The sequence below is a fragment of the Salmonella sp. K21076 genome (assembly GCF_039650795.1).
Classification (GTDB): Bacteria; Pseudomonadota; Gammaproteobacteria; order Enterobacterales; family Enterobacteriaceae; genus Salmonella; species Salmonella enterica.
This window is the reverse complement of record NZ_JBCLYA010000050.1, coordinates 13,998-26,876: the sequence shown is the minus strand read 5'-3', so window position 1 is coordinate 26,876 and position 12,879 is coordinate 13,998. Positions and strand designations below refer to the sequence as shown.

The following is a 12,879-nucleotide window of genomic DNA, read 5'->3' as shown; positions in this document are numbered from 1 at the left end:
AAGGAAATATAATGAGCTTGCACTCTACATTTAAAAAAATATCGCCAACCACCCTACTCAAACAAGAGGATTGGGAGGGGCTATGCCTCTATTTCAGTCAGCATCCCGAAAAAGTGCGAGATAGTGCTGGAAATGAGCAAAACATTATTCTCTTCGCTATCGCGTGTTTGCGTAAAGATGAAACAGATGTCGGGCTGACTTTGTTGTCTGACCGTGTGCTGACGGCAAAGAATGGCCGTGATTTATTACGACGCTGGGTTATTTCGCCACTGGCATCATCTCAACCGGACGCTGTACTACAGGTAGTTAATAAACTGCTGGCGGTGAATGTGTGCCAGCCGGAGGATGTCCTGCTGGTCGCGAGCGTGCTGCTTAAGAGTAAACAATATGCGACTGTTGCTGACTTAGCCGAGCAGGCATGGCTCGCTTTTTCGGGAAATAGCCAAATTTTTGCCCTCCATTTGCGCACACTGGTACTGATGGATAAAGAGTTACAGGCAATCTCGTTGGCCAGAACACAGGCGCAGGAAGTTCCCCCACGGGGAGATATGATTGCGACCTGCCTCAGTTTCTTAAATAAAAGCCGCCTACCAGAAGATCATGACCTGGCCCGCGCATTGCTCCCTTTCTTCGCGTTAGAAAGGCAGGAGTCGGCGGGGCTGGCGGTTGATACGCTGTGCGCTGTCGGTAAATATCAGGAAGCCATTCAGACAGGGGAATCCGCATTAGCCCGTGGGTTGGATGGTGCAGCACTGCGTCGTAGCCTGGGGCTTGCTTACTATCAATCCGGTCGCAGTCGGGAAGCGAAGCTTCAGGCCGCTGAGCATTGGCGTCATGCCCTGCAATTTAACTCTGATAATGTACGTATCGTGACCCTGTATGCCGATGCCTTAATCAGAACGGGTCAGAATGAGAAAGCCATTCCGTTACTGCAGCAGTCGCTCGCGACTCATCCTGATCTTCCTTATGTCAGAGCAATGTATGCCCGAGCACTGCGCCAGGTTGGGCAATACACTGCTGCCAGCGATGAGTTTGTACAACTGGCAAGGGAAAAAGGGGTGACGAGTAAATGGAACCGTTATGCCGCGGCGGCATTGTTACAGGCGGGGAAAACAAGCGAAGCGGAAAGCGTCTTTGAGCACTATATTCAGGCCAGAGCAAGTCATCTGCCTCAATCATTCGAAGAGGGGCTGCTGGCGCTTGATGGGCAAATATCTGCCGTTAATCTACCGCCTGAGCGCCTTGACTGGGCATGGGAAGTTGCCGGCAGACAGTCCGGTATCGAGCGCGACGAATGGGAACGCCGGGCGAAGTGGGGCTATCTTGCTGATAATTTTCTCCTCGACTGGCTTGAATGTCGGGGAGAGCAGGCTGATGAACCTATGTACCGATTGGCCGACATATCGCATGTCGAACAGTTTTTCCAACGGCTACAACTCGATCAGAGAGGCTGCATTATTGTATCGGCTCATCTGGGCGCAATGTATGCCGGGCCGATGATCCTGTCCTTACTGGAGATGAACAGCAAATGGGTGGCTTCCACTCCTGGCGTGCTCAAAGGGGGCTACGGCGAGCGATTGATTTCGGTTAGCGATAAAAGCGAAGCGGACGTGGTCAGGGCCTGTATGCAGACCTTACATAGTGGACAGTCGCTTGTGGTGGCAATAGACGGCGCGCTGAATTTGAGTGCGCCGACTATCGACTTTTTCGGTCAGCAAATCACCTACTCCACATTTTGCTCTCGTCTTGCCTGGAAAATGCATTTGCCTACCGTTTTCAGTGTTCCGATATGGAAAAACAGGCATATCCATTTTGTGCTTGAGAGGATGGTCGATCCGCTGAAATTTGAAAGCCAGCTTTCATTTACCGAACGTTGGAAGGAGAATTATCTGCAGTGTGTTACCCGGATCCTGCAAAGCGATCCGGAAAATCTGCGTCTTTCCGGTGGGATTTGGCGAAACATTATACGTAGGGATAGTTAATAAGCGATTTAATTGCGGTAGATGAAAATTTGTACTTCAGAGCTGAAAATGTGGTATTAACCCAGATATCAGTCTGCAAGTTGCAAGTCACCATCAGTAGCACAACGAGTCCCCTCAAACAGGCTGTCTGCCATGCCTTTGACTCTGTTATATATTTTTCAGCTTCTGTCAGCCTTGCATCTCATAAAACATTCCTGACATTTATATTAGGGCCCTATCCCAATTCGTGTTTTTGAACATTGCCCCTCCCTGAATCATATTCCCCCCGGCAGCTTTAATCTACCAGGGGGATCCTTATTCGCTAGCGTGCCATTAACGCAAAGACACCCCAGCCTAAGTATTCACGTGTGTAATTGACATGGCGTTTGGGCGCAACAGTCAGCTCCTTTCGGACTTCCTGTACAAAATCATCATCAGGGTTATCCTCCAGCCAGCGACGCATGGTTAGCCATTTCGCCGCCTCGTATCTGTCCCAGCCTTCCTGGTCTGCCAGAACCATTTCCACCAGATCATAGCCCCGCTCGTCAAAAGAGGCTACAAGGCCCTGCAGGGTGAGGAAGTCTGCCACGGATGAGACGCCACAAGCCTGAGCAATCTCTTCCGTCGGAGGTACCTGACGCCAGTATGGTTCACCGATAAGCATAATTCCTCCTGGCTTCAGACTCATGGCCAGAAGGTTCATCGTCCCTGCGACGCCGCCTGCAATCCAAGTTGCGCCAACGCAGGCCGCGATATCACATTGTTCATCCGCGACGTAACCCGCCGCGTCATTATGCACAAAATGAACGCGTTCACTGACACCGAGCTCTTCTGCTCGTAACTTGGCCTGCGCAGTAAAAAGTGGGCTCATATCGATGCCTGTACCGGTAATACCGTAATCGCGTGCCCAGGTGCAAAGCATCTCACCCGAGCCGCTGCCCAAATCGAGAACGCTCATGCCTGGTTTCATGCGCAACACGCGGCCCAGCGTGGCGTATTTTTCCGGCGTGAACGGGTTATGAATGCGGTGTTCGCTTTCGCTGATAGTAAAAATACGTGGAATATCCATTAATTTACTCCTTTTTTTAGCTGTGTATTCAGGGAACGCCCTTCCGGGGATTTTGATTTTTCTGCCAGCAGAGCAAAGAGCTTGCCCTCAAAAGTCTCGCTGACCGGCCACTCGCTACTGTCCGGGTGTGATAGTATTTTGAAGCCCGCGTTACCGAGCAAACTGGCATATTCGTCATCGCGCCAGGCCGTCATCTGACTGCCAAAACGGCTAATGCGACCGTTTTCATCTATCGCCCAGAACTGCGTTGAGCTGGTCTGCGTTTCTTCATCCCAGGCGTTTTCCGTCAGCAGCAGATGAGATGCCGCAAGGAACAGTCCGTGCGGACAACGCTGCCAGCTCGCCGGCGCCATACCCTGACGTTTAACTTCATCAAAAGTATGAACTTCAACAAACAGCCTGCCGCCTGGTACCAGCCACCGGGCACAGCGGCTGATAAGGGTCTGAGCGTCAGTGGCACTGAAAACATTTAGCTCTCCAAACGTCATCATGATGAACTCGAACTGTGTCTCCGGCCAGTAGGTGCGAATATCCTGCCGGATGTAGTCAATGCTCAGACCGGCGGTTTGCGCCTGCTGACGAGCCCACTCGATGGATGCCGGTGAAAAATCAACGCCCGTACAGCAATATCCACGCTCCGCCAGCAAGTGGGTGTATAAACCCGGGCCGCAGCCGATATCCAGAATGCGTGCACCAACCAGTAGCTGACGGGCAATCCACCCAACCTGCTGTTCAATTACGATCTGTCTGCGGCTGGCCCAGTCATGATCCTGCGACAGATGGTTTTCCAGCATGCGCTGGCTAAACGCCAGCTCTTCCCAGGGTATTTTACTTTCAGCTGCAGACAGCTGCAGCCGACCGGAGGAAGAAATGAGAGTACTGATATCCATAATGCTCTCCTTAACGGTTATCGGGCTGTGAGCGAACGTTGTTCAGCCCGGTGGTGTTGATGCGGTAAGGCTGACCGTTGACGGACTTGATCAGTTTTTTGGTTTTGAGCTTTTTGAAAACGGCGAGAGTACAGTCGGCGAGCAACAGCCCTTCGCGGCTGTAGCATTCAACAGAGGTAACGCGACCAGAAGCATCGCGAACGTGCACAATACGTCCACCTTTTGCGAGCACATGTAAGGTACGCTGTTCCTGACGGGATAAATTCATACTGGAAAACCTGTTAATCAACATGAGCAAAAACGAGCCAACATCCGCAGATGTTCGCGTAAAGTTTAAGCGCAGCGATAATCAGTCCGTTCTGAGCAGAACAGAAAACTGATTATCTGATGATTACATTCTCCAGCATCAAAGCCTCGGTGAGAGTTGAAAGGTATTTACGGCATGAATAATAACAACTGTTTTTTGTAATGAAAACACAGGAGAGAAAAAATGTGATGCGGGAGGAAATTTCAGAAGGTAATGCTGGCGACTTTTATTGCCAGTAAGTGAACTTGTCAGCCCGCATTAGGTTCTGATCGGTCGCGGTCGGACTGGAAAAGAAGAAGGCCACTTTGGCTTTCTCTTTTTTGACCTCATTTGCGGCCATATCGACCAGTATGCCGCCTAACTGTGCAGGGCTTGTGGGAGACGTCGGTGTTCTGGTAGCTCAGACCGGTTATCCCCCGCTAAAACTTATCTGCGTACGCTTATATCAGTACTGTGGGCTCTGCATTGTTCAGTATTAAAGACTACTTTGGAGTAAACTTTAATTCCCGTTGCTTCAGCCACTTATCAGAAAAATCCTGTCATCGATTTGAACGTGGAAACTTATACCTGCATACTGTATATACATACAGTTATTTTGAGGTATAACATGCTGCACTTTATTCCCATAGCATCCATTCCTGAAGCACTGACAATCCCTTTGTTTACAGAGAGATGTGCTGCCGGTTTTCCTTCTCCAGCAACTGACTATACAGAAGAAGAGCTGGATCTGAATGCGTATTGTATACGTCGCCCCAGTTCAACTTTCTTTGTTCGGGCCATTGGTGATTCGATGCGGGATATGGGGCTGCATTCCGGTGATCTAATGGTGGTCGATAAAGCCGAAAAGCCGCTACAGGGTGACATCGTCATTGCAGAAACAGAAGGTGAGTTTACAGTCAAACGTCTGCAACTTAAGCCCCGCATCGCCCTGCTTCCCATGAATCCTGCATACCATTTTTAGTATAGTTAAAACAGTGTTTTATGTTTAAAAACAGCGAGTTAGTATTATTAAGTATTTGTCCGTTTTACGCGTTTTTAATGCCCTGCCGCCAAAATGCCGCCATAAATTAGCGCTTCCAATTGAGGTTGTGAAGCGGGTTTTTTGTCACGGCATCTTCGAGGTGGTCAGGGGCAAAGTGAGCGTAAACCATCGTCATTTTTATATCGGCATGGCCCAGAATATCGCGCAGTACCAGTATGTTTCCGCCGTTCATCATAAAATGGCTGGCGAATGTATGGCGCAGTACGTGAGTGCACTGGCCTTCTGGCAGTTCGATACCAGCTCGCTTTACTGCACGCTCAAAGGATTTTCTGCATGGCGTGAATAACTTCCCCCTGTTTTTAGGGAGTTCATCATACAGTTCCTGAGATATTGGCACGGTTCGGTTTTTCTTGCCTTTGGTCTTGGTATAAGTGATGCGGTATTTTGATAGCTGATGGCCCTGCAGGTTTTCGGCTTCACTCCATCGGGCGCCAGTTGCCAGGCATATTTTTGCAATCATCAGCAAACTGGGACTCTGCGAATCAGCACAGGCATCCAGTAGACGTTTAATTTCTTCCGGTGCCAGGAACGCCAGTTCGCCCTCTGCGATTTTGAATGTTGGCAGCCCAGCGAGCGGGTTGGGTGCTGGCCAGTGGCCCAGCTTTTTCAGTGTGCCAAAAACAGATGATAGGTTACGTTGTTCAAGGTTTACCGTACGGGGCTTAACTGGCGACATAAGCACGCCATCTTCATTTTTTACTTCACCTTTTAACCGTGCTTCCCGGTATTTCGTAAAATCGCCTGCGGTTAACTCTGAGGCAATGGGATCGCCCAAACCATTACAAATAATGCTGAGTTTTGCCAACAGGCGTTTGGGGTCTGCCAGCGTCTGCCCATAAAGTGAATGCCACTGCTCAATCACTTCTGACAAATGCCGCCGATCTTCTTTCTCCCCCAGCCACGGTTTTTTGTTCACCTCATCCATGGTGTGGTTTTCGAATGCTATGGCCTCGCCTTTAGTCGCAAATTGCTTGCGTACACGCTTGCCATCCCGTCCGTTCGGGTAGCATTCACACAACCATTTTCCGTTAGGCTGTTTTCTGATGCTCATAAGTTAGAGGCTCTTGATTACTTTGACTGCACGCCCGATAGCTTCAATGTCGTCGACCGAGCATTCAAATGATGTTTCATCTTGGTGAACTACAATTTTGTTGCCTGGAACGCGAGCGATTTTGACGATGCTTTTAACTCCGTCCATATCGACTAACCAGAAGCCATTACTGACTTGTTTAACAGACGTATCCACAACAAAGCTATCAGTAGCTGTTTTTACAAACAAAGAGTTGGATGAGTCACCATCGAGCAGTCTGCTATCAAGAAGAATTTCATCACTTGGCTGCAGTTCACCGTTCTTCAGTTCAACATGTTTGATGCTAGGAGCAACAATTTTAGAAAGTGGTCTTACCGTGACGGAGGTTTCGTTTTTGAGATTTCTTTCTTCGTTCTCACACGCATACATATCTCCTTGGCCCGTAGCCAGCCATAGAAGGGAAATTCCTGTTTCAAGAGCGCATTGAATTACCCATTCAGCAGGGAAACTATCCCTTAAGTATCTGTTAGCCATAGTGCTTTTTGATACTTCCAGATGTTCGCAGAGCTGCTGTCGTGAGCTGAAATTGTAAGCCTTAATAAGCCTGTTAATCGCATCGCGCCCACCACTATCATTCCCTGCCTTGATTAAACTCATAATCAAACCTCTTGACGTATATAAAAAGTGATCTTAATATCCGCTCATGGTTTGAAAAGTAAAATCAAACCACATAAAACAAGATAAAACGAACCCAAACTAAGAGATACTGCACTATGAGTACTGATATTTCAATTCGTGTACCAAAAGAGATGGCAACGCCTGCTGAGTTCGCGGAGTGGGAAGGTATCTCCCGTGGCTCGGTGTATCAAAAAATTCACCATGGTCAGCTTGCTAAGTACATGGTGAAGAAAGAAAAAAATAAAGGACGTGTAAGCCTGCGGTACCTGATGTACAAAACCGACCAGGTTCGTGAGTCTCTGGGTCATTCCAACTTCCGCGTCATTGTTGGTCAGTAAGTTCGATTATGAGAACTTTCTAAGGGGCTTGCATGTTTGATTATAAGATTTCCAAACATCCACACTTTGACGAAGCCTGCCGGGCTTTCGCGCTGCGTCACAACATGGCGAAGCTGGCAGAACGCGCGGGAATGAAAGTCCAGACGCTGCGTAACAAGCTGAACCCGGAACAACCGCATCAGCTCACGCCGTCGGAGATCTGGCTGCTTACCGATATTACTGAGGACTCCACGCTGGTAGATGGTTTCCTGGCACAGATTCACTGCCTGCCATGCATACCGATGAACGAAGTGGCAAAAGAGAAGCTGCCGCATTACGTCATGAGCGCTACTGCTGAAATCGGACGTGTTGCTGCCGGTGCTGTATCGGGTGATGTGAAAACTACTGCAGGCCGCCGCGATGTTATCAGTAGCATCAACTCAGTTACTCGTCTAATGGCACTGGCTGCCGTTTCCATGCAGGCACGTTTGCAGGCTAACCCGGCGATGGCAAGCGCGGTGGATACCGTGACGGGCCTCGGCGCTTCATTCGGTCTGATCTGAGGTGGCTATGCTGACTAAAGAACCATCTTTTGCATCACTTCTCGTTAAGCAAAGTCCTGCAATGCACTGCGGTCATGGCTGGATTATGGGGAAGGATGGCAAGCGCTGGCATCCGTGCCGCTCTCAGGATGCGTTGCTGGCTGAGCTGTCCGCTAAAAAGCAGGGGAAACCATGGCTATTGAAGGTGATGCTGCGACTGTTCCGCTAAGCGCTGGCCTCCGTCTTAATGGGTTAAACCACATCGCGGAATTAAGGGCGAAAGTGTTTGGCTTAAATATTGATTCAGAACTGGATCGCTTTATTAGCGATATGCGGGACCAACGGGATATTAACCATGAGCAGAATAAACGCGCACTAGCCGCAATATTCTTTATGGCAAAGATTCCGGCGGAACGTCATAGCGTCAATGTTAGTGAACTGACGACTGACGAAAAGCGGGAGCTGATTAAAGCAATGAACCATTTCCGTACAGTGGTGAGTTTATTTCCAAATCGGCTAGCCATGCCGAATTAACCAACAACCGAAATTAAAGGCGTAAACCCGCCGGGCTTCTTATTGCCCAAATTCAGGAGAAACAACAATGCGAAATATTGAAACCCGAATCACCAAAACAGGACCAGATGATGCTGGCCTTAACCAGATGCTGACTGATGCACGCATGGAAGAACGCCGTGGACGCGCTGATGTGATGGCAGCACGTCTGGACTCTTTGGCTGCCCGTATCGTGTCACGTCAGCTTAACCACACGGAAGCGGCTGAGCTGCTGCGTCAGGAAGCGGTGAAGATTCAGAACGAAGCGCAGGAGATCCACTGATGGCTGATTCAATGGACCTCGTACAGCAGCGCGTTGAAGAAGAACGCCAGCGCCACATTCACACCGCCCGCAATAAAACGCCGGGCGTTTCCCGTGTTCTCTGCATTGATTGCGATGCACCGATCCCGCCAGCACGCCGCCGCGCCATTCCGGGCGTGCAGTGCTGCGTCACCTGTCAGGAAATCGCAGAGCTGAAAGGCAAACACTACAATGGAGGTGCTGTATGAATACCGATAAGATGACAATTAGCCAACGTGCAAATCAATGGCTTGATAATGACTACTTATTTATTGATACCGAAACGACCGGGTTGGGTGATGATGCGGAAATAGTTGAAATATGCATTATTGATAGTCATGGGTTTATTATGCTTAATACGCTTATTAAGCCCACTAAGCCTATCCCTGATGAAGCAATAGCAATTCATGGAATTACTAATGAAATGGTTGCTTTTGCCCCTGCCTGGACTGATATATGCGGGGCAGTGGAGGAACTATTTCGGCGCTTTGGGTTTGTTATCTATAACGCCGATTTTGATCTCCGGTTAATTCGTCAGACCTACGCATTGAATGAAAGACCTTCTGAAGGTGCGCCATGGATGCTTGCTGCTCATTCTGTTTGCGCGATGAAGCTTTATGCAGAGTATCGAGGCGAGCCGGGACGATTTAATGGCTATAAATGGCATAAGCTGGTTGATGCTGCTGCGCATGAAGGTGTTGTAGTTGAAGGTAAGGCGCACCGTGCTTTAGCTGATTGCAAAATGACGTTAGGGCTTGTCCGTGCTCTGGCTAAAGGTGGTGCTAAATGAGCACCATCCTGAAATGGGCGGGAAATAAAACCGCCATCATGCCGGAACTGATTAAGCATCTGCCTGCAGGTCAGCGACTGGTGGAGCCGTTCGCCGGTTCCTGTGCTGTGATGATGGCAACAGACTATCCTCATTATCTTGTCGCGGATATTAATCCAGATCTTATCAATCTCTATAAAAAAATTGCCCTTGATTGTGAAGCTTTCATATCACGCGCAAAGAATATTTTTGCGATTGCGAATAGAGAAGTTGCTTATTACAACATTAGGCATGAATTTAATCATTCCTCTGAAATTACTGATTTCATGAAAGCAGTATATTTCCTTTATCTCAATCGTCATGGTTATCGTGGACTGTGCCGCTATAACCTGAGCGGTCATTTTAATGTCCCTTACGGTAATTATAAAAATCCGTACTTCCCTGAAAACGAAATACGTGCTTTTGCAAAAAAGGCACAACGCGCAACGTTTATCTGCGCCAGCTATGATGAGACGCTGGCAATGCTGCGGGCGGGGGATGTGGTTTATTGTGATCCGCCATATGACGGCACATTTAGCGGTTATCACACTGCCAGTTTTACCGGGGACGATCAGTACCATCTGGCGTCTATTCTTGAACGCCGGTCATCAGAAGGTCATCCGATTATTGTGTCCAACAGCGACACCTCTCTGACACGTTCCTTATATCGTAATTTCACCCGCCACCGCATCATCGCAAAGCGCAGCATGGGTGTGGCTGCAGGTGATGGTAAATCTGCAACAGAAATCATCGCTACGAAGTTAGTGCGCTGGTTCGGTGTTGATTTGGCGTCTGGTCCTGATGTCTCGGTGGAAACTGAGGTGCGGGCGTGGCAGTGAGTAAAATCACATTACATTATGCACAAACCACCGGCGGCTCGAATGAGGCCGCCGCAGCCTTTCCATGGAATACCCCAAAAAAAGCGGTTAACCCGTATCTGGACCCGGCGGAATTTGCGCCGGAGTCTGCGCTTTCAAACCTGATCGCTCTTTACGCTGTGGATAACGAGCAGGAGCAGTTGCGCCGTGAGACGCTGAGCGATGAGGTCTGGGAGCGCTATTTCTTCAATGAATCCCGTGATCCTGTCCAGCGTGAAATGGAGCAGGATCGGCTGATTAACCATGCCAAAACGGCGCGCGAGCAGCAGCGTTTTAATCCCGATCTGGTCATTATTGCCAACGTGGGCGCCCAACCGGCGCATATCAGCAAGCCTCTGCTGGAGCGGATTAAATATTTCCATAGTCTGGGCAGAGCAAAAGCTTATTCCCGCTACCTGCAAAAAACAATCAGGCCGTGTCTTGAGCGGCTGGAGCGCGTGCGCGACAGTCAGGTATCTGCCTCTTTCCGGTTCATGGCGAGTCATGACGGGCTGGAGGGGCTGCTGGTACTCCCTGAAATGAATCAGGATCAGGTTAAACGCCTATCCACGCTGGTTGCGGCACATATGAGCATGTGTCTTGATGCAGCCTGCGGTGATCTGTTTGTCAGTGATGATGTTAAACCAGAAGAAATTCGTCAGGCATGGGAAAGGGTTGCTGCAGAGGCCATGCGCCTTGAGGTCATCCCGCCTGCGTTTGAGCAGTTGCGCCGCAAAAAGCGCCGCCGTAAGCCGGTGCCTTATGAACTGATCCCACCGTCGCTGGCCCGTATGCTGTGCGCGGACTGGTGGTATCGCAAATTGTGGCAGATGCGCTGCGAGTGGCGGGAGGAGCAGTTGCGCGCCGTCTGCCTGGTCAACAAGAAAGCCTCACCGTATGTCAGCTACGAAGCCGTGATCCACAAACGCGAGCAGCGCCGCAAATCGCTGGAGTTCTTCCGCTCGCATGAGCTGATCAACGAAGACGGCGACACGCTGGACATGGAAGACGTGGTGAACGCCAGCAACAGCAACCCGGCGCACCGCCGTAATGAAATGATGGCCTGTGTTAAGGGGCTGGAGCTGATCGCGGAAATGCGCGGAGACTGCGCGGTGTTTTATACCATCACCTGCCCGTCACGCTTCCACGCAACCCTCAACAACGGCAGGCCTAATCCGAAGTGGACCAGTGCCACTGTCCGGCAGAGCAGTGACTATCTGGTTGATACGTTCGCCGCTTTCCGCAAGGCAATGCACAAGGCCGGGCTGCGCTGGTATGGCGTCCGCGTTGCAGAGCCGCACCATGACGGCACCGTGCACTGGCATCTTCTGTGCTTCATGCGCAAAAAAGACCGCCGTTCCATCACCGCGCTGTTGCGTAAGTTTGCCATCCGTGAAGACCGCGAGGAGCTGGGCGCCAATACCGGGCCGCGCTTCAAGCCCGAGCTAATCAACCCGCGCAAGGGTACGCCGACAAGCTACATCGCCAAATACATCAGCAAGAACATCGACGGGCGCGGGCTGGCTAAAGAAATCAGCAAAGAAACCGGCAGATCACTGCGTGACAGCGCCGAGCATGTCAGCGCCTGGGCGTCACTGCATCGTGTCCAGCAGTTCCGTTTCTTTGGTATTCCGGGGCGTCAGGCATACCGCGAGCTGCGCTTGCTGGCTGGTCAGGCGGCGAGAGTGCAGGGCGAACGCAAAGCGGGTGCGCCGGTACTGGATAATCCGCGTCTGGATGCGGTACTGGCGGCGGCTGATGCGGGCTGCTTTGCCACCTATATCATGAAGCAGGGCGGTGTGCTGGTTCCCCGCAAACATCACCTTGTCCGCACGGCATATGAGCTTAACGATGAGCCGAGCGCCTACGGCGATCACGGTATCCGTATATATGGCATCTGGTCCCCGATTGCGGAGGGCAAGATTTGCACGCACGCGGTGAAGTGGAAAAAGGTTCGTAAAGCCGTTGACGTTCAGGAGGCGGCAGCCGACCAGGGCGCTTGCGCCCCTTGGACTCTAACTGTCCCCCTGTTGAAAATCTGAACAAATCAGGGGGTGATTTACCCGATATTAAAACCATGAATGAGAAGGAACTGCAGGATTATCTCCACAATATGGGCCAGAAGGAACGGCGGGAACTTACAGCCAGGTTGAGACTGGTAAAACCGAAGCGGAAAACAGTATACAAACAGAATATTTCGGAGCAGCAACGCCTGCAGCTTGAGGCAGAACTGACAGCCAGAGGGTTTGAAGGTAGTGCATCTGAGATTGATTTGCTTCTGCGTGGTGGCAGCATTCCGTCAGGTGCCGGGCTACGGATTTTTTACCGCAACCATCGACTGCAGGAAGATGACAAATGGCGTCAGTGATACTGACGGCAAGGCTTTAACAATTCATGCTCTTAACGACCTTCGTAAGAACGTTCTCATTGACGGATAAAAAATATTTTACTTTTGGATATCAGGGGTACACTGTATATATAAACAGTGGATATACATACAGTTAATGCGTATCCGAGGTCGTGAT

14 protein-coding genes and 3 pseudogenes are annotated in these 12,879 nt (G+C 50.3%); 11 read left to right on the top strand and 6 right to left on the bottom strand.

The genetic code is table 11. The annotated features are described in order from the left end of the window. The first annotated feature begins 11 nt into the window (after window positions 1-11). Window positions 12-1,982: a Vi polysaccharide transport protein VexE gene (vexE, locus tag AAYN39_RS19000; protein WP_000052242.1), complete on the top strand. Its 1,971-nt coding sequence runs from the start codon at window positions 12-14 to the stop codon at window positions 1,980-1,982. 301 nt (window positions 1,983-2,283) lie between these two features. Here the strand turns inward: vexE and AAYN39_RS18995 are convergent, their stop codons facing one another. From AAYN39_RS18995 to AAYN39_RS18980, 4 genes and pseudogenes are all read right to left on the bottom strand, one after another. After that, entirely contained in the window at window positions 2,284-3,030 is a 747-nt protein-coding gene (locus tag AAYN39_RS18995; protein WP_000354257.1) for a class I SAM-dependent methyltransferase, read from the bottom strand. After that, a complete protein-coding gene (locus AAYN39_RS18990) occupies window positions 3,030-3,920 on the bottom strand; it encodes a class I SAM-dependent methyltransferase (RefSeq protein ID WP_001681808.1) in 891 nt (296 codons plus the stop codon). Before AAYN39_RS18990 ends, AAYN39_RS18995 begins: the two co-directional genes overlap by 1 nt. Window positions 3,921-3,930: 10 nt before the next feature. After that, the gene (locus AAYN39_RS18985) at window positions 3,931-4,188 is read right to left on the bottom strand and encodes a YjhX family toxin (protein ID WP_001681810.1); all 258 of its coding nucleotides are present in this window, start codon (window positions 4,186-4,188) and stop codon (window positions 3,931-3,933) included. Window positions 4,189-4,489: 301 nt separating this feature from the next. After that, window positions 4,490-4,600: pseudogene (locus AAYN39_RS18980) on the bottom strand (autoinducer 2 ABC transporter substrate-binding protein); the annotation flags it as partial. A gap of 234 nt (window positions 4,601-4,834) precedes the next feature. On the opposite strand from AAYN39_RS18980, the pseudogene umuD reads away from it, so the two are divergent. Beyond that, a pseudogene (gene umuD, locus AAYN39_RS18975) lies at window positions 4,835-5,179 on the top strand (translesion error-prone DNA polymerase V autoproteolytic subunit); the annotation flags it as partial. A 115-nt stretch (window positions 5,180-5,294) separates the two neighbouring features. Here umuD and AAYN39_RS18970 read toward each other — a convergent pair. Together AAYN39_RS18970 and AAYN39_RS18965 are read right to left on the bottom strand one after the other, a co-directional pair. Then, the gene (locus tag AAYN39_RS18970; RefSeq protein ID WP_000027757.1) at window positions 5,295-6,320 is read right to left on the bottom strand and encodes a site-specific integrase; all 1,026 of its coding nucleotides are present in this window, start codon (window positions 6,318-6,320) and stop codon (window positions 5,295-5,297) included. Window positions 6,321-6,323: 3 nt separating this feature from the next. Next, entirely contained in the window at window positions 6,324-6,956 is a 633-nt protein-coding gene (locus AAYN39_RS18965) for a helix-turn-helix domain-containing protein (protein ID WP_000052560.1), read from the bottom strand. A gap of 116 nt (window positions 6,957-7,072) precedes the next feature. Between AAYN39_RS18965 and AAYN39_RS18960 the strand changes: the two genes are divergently transcribed. The 9 genes and pseudogenes from AAYN39_RS18960 to AAYN39_RS18920 all read left to right on the top strand — a co-directional run bounded on the left by AAYN39_RS18960 (window position 7,073) and on the right by AAYN39_RS18920 (window position 12,722). Then, window positions 7,073-7,315, top strand: a complete 243-nt coding sequence (locus AAYN39_RS18960) for a Rha family transcriptional regulator (protein WP_000102106.1) — start codon at window positions 7,073-7,075, stop codon at window positions 7,313-7,315. A 32-nt stretch (window positions 7,316-7,347) separates the two neighbouring features. Beyond that, entirely contained in the window at window positions 7,348-7,857 is a 510-nt protein-coding gene (locus AAYN39_RS18955) for a phage regulatory CII family protein (protein ID WP_000460852.1), read from the top strand. A 7-nt stretch (window positions 7,858-7,864) separates the two neighbouring features. Further along, entirely contained in the window at window positions 7,865-8,065 is a 201-nt protein-coding gene (locus tag AAYN39_RS18950; RefSeq protein WP_000956167.1) for a phage filamentation protein Fil family protein, read from the top strand. Then, complete coding sequence (locus AAYN39_RS18945; RefSeq protein ID WP_000963479.1) at window positions 8,029-8,370, top strand: DUF5347 family protein; 342 nt, start codon at window positions 8,029-8,031, stop codon at window positions 8,368-8,370. Before AAYN39_RS18950 ends, AAYN39_RS18945 begins: the two co-directional genes overlap by 37 nt. Before the next feature lie 67 nt (window positions 8,371-8,437). Beyond that, on the top strand, window positions 8,438-8,671 hold the full coding sequence (locus AAYN39_RS18940; protein WP_001244240.1) for a DUF2732 family protein: 234 nt from the start codon (window positions 8,438-8,440) through the stop codon (window positions 8,669-8,671). Further along, window positions 8,671-8,898, top strand: coding sequence for a TraR/DksA family transcriptional regulator (locus AAYN39_RS18935; RefSeq protein WP_000785510.1), 228 nt, complete (start codon window positions 8,671-8,673; stop codon window positions 8,896-8,898). Before AAYN39_RS18940 ends, AAYN39_RS18935 begins: the two co-directional genes overlap by 1 nt. After that, complete coding sequence (locus AAYN39_RS18930; protein WP_001090717.1) at window positions 8,895-9,479, top strand: exonuclease domain-containing protein; 585 nt, start codon at window positions 8,895-8,897, stop codon at window positions 9,477-9,479. Before AAYN39_RS18935 ends, AAYN39_RS18930 begins: the two co-directional genes overlap by 4 nt. Beyond that, complete coding sequence (locus AAYN39_RS18925) at window positions 9,476-10,336, top strand: DNA adenine methylase (protein WP_000104130.1); 861 nt, start codon at window positions 9,476-9,478, stop codon at window positions 10,334-10,336. Before AAYN39_RS18930 ends, AAYN39_RS18925 begins: the two co-directional genes overlap by 4 nt. Further along, a pseudogene (locus tag AAYN39_RS18920) lies at window positions 10,327-12,722 on the top strand (replication endonuclease). Before AAYN39_RS18925 ends, AAYN39_RS18920 begins: the two are co-directional and overlap by 10 nt. The last annotated feature ends 157 nt before the right edge of the window (window positions 12,723-12,879 follow it).

What these genes read in the sequence shown, in the direction of transcription:
- AAYN39_RS18955 (WP_000460852.1), top strand. Translation starts at nt 7,348, where the DNA reads ATGTTTGATTATAAGATTTCCAAACATCCACACTTTGACGAAGCCTGC.
- vexE (WP_000052242.1), top strand. Translation starts at nt 12, where the DNA reads ATGAGCTTGCACTCTACATTTAAAAAAATATCGCCAACCACCCTACTC.
- AAYN39_RS18960 (WP_000102106.1), top strand. Translation starts at nt 7,073, where the DNA reads ATGAGTACTGATATTTCAATTCGTGTACCAAAAGAGATGGCAACGCCT.
- AAYN39_RS18935 (WP_000785510.1), top strand. Translation starts at nt 8,671, where the DNA reads ATGGCTGATTCAATGGACCTCGTACAGCAGCGCGTTGAAGAAGAACGC.
- AAYN39_RS18950 (WP_000956167.1), top strand. Translation starts at nt 7,865, where the DNA reads ATGCTGACTAAAGAACCATCTTTTGCATCACTTCTCGTTAAGCAAAGT.
- AAYN39_RS18990 (WP_001681808.1), bottom strand. Translation starts at nt 3,920, where the DNA reads ATGGATATCAGTACTCTCATTTCTTCCTCCGGTCGGCTGCAGCTGTCT.
- AAYN39_RS18985 (WP_001681810.1), bottom strand. Translation starts at nt 4,188, where the DNA reads ATGAATTTATCCCGTCAGGAACAGCGTACCTTACATGTGCTCGCAAAA.
- AAYN39_RS18930 (WP_001090717.1), top strand. Translation starts at nt 8,895, where the DNA reads ATGAATACCGATAAGATGACAATTAGCCAACGTGCAAATCAATGGCTT.
- AAYN39_RS18970 (WP_000027757.1), bottom strand. Translation starts at nt 6,320, where the DNA reads ATGAGCATCAGAAAACAGCCTAACGGAAAATGGTTGTGTGAATGCTAC.
- AAYN39_RS18925 (WP_000104130.1), top strand. Translation starts at nt 9,476, where the DNA reads ATGAGCACCATCCTGAAATGGGCGGGAAATAAAACCGCCATCATGCCG.
- AAYN39_RS18995 (WP_000354257.1), bottom strand. Translation starts at nt 3,030, where the DNA reads ATGGATATTCCACGTATTTTTACTATCAGCGAAAGCGAACACCGCATT.
- AAYN39_RS18965 (WP_000052560.1), bottom strand. Translation starts at nt 6,956, where the DNA reads ATGAGTTTAATCAAGGCAGGGAATGATAGTGGTGGGCGCGATGCGATT.
- AAYN39_RS18940 (WP_001244240.1), top strand. Translation starts at nt 8,438, where the DNA reads ATGCGAAATATTGAAACCCGAATCACCAAAACAGGACCAGATGATGCT.
- AAYN39_RS18945 (WP_000963479.1), top strand. Translation starts at nt 8,029, where the DNA reads ATGGCTATTGAAGGTGATGCTGCGACTGTTCCGCTAAGCGCTGGCCTC.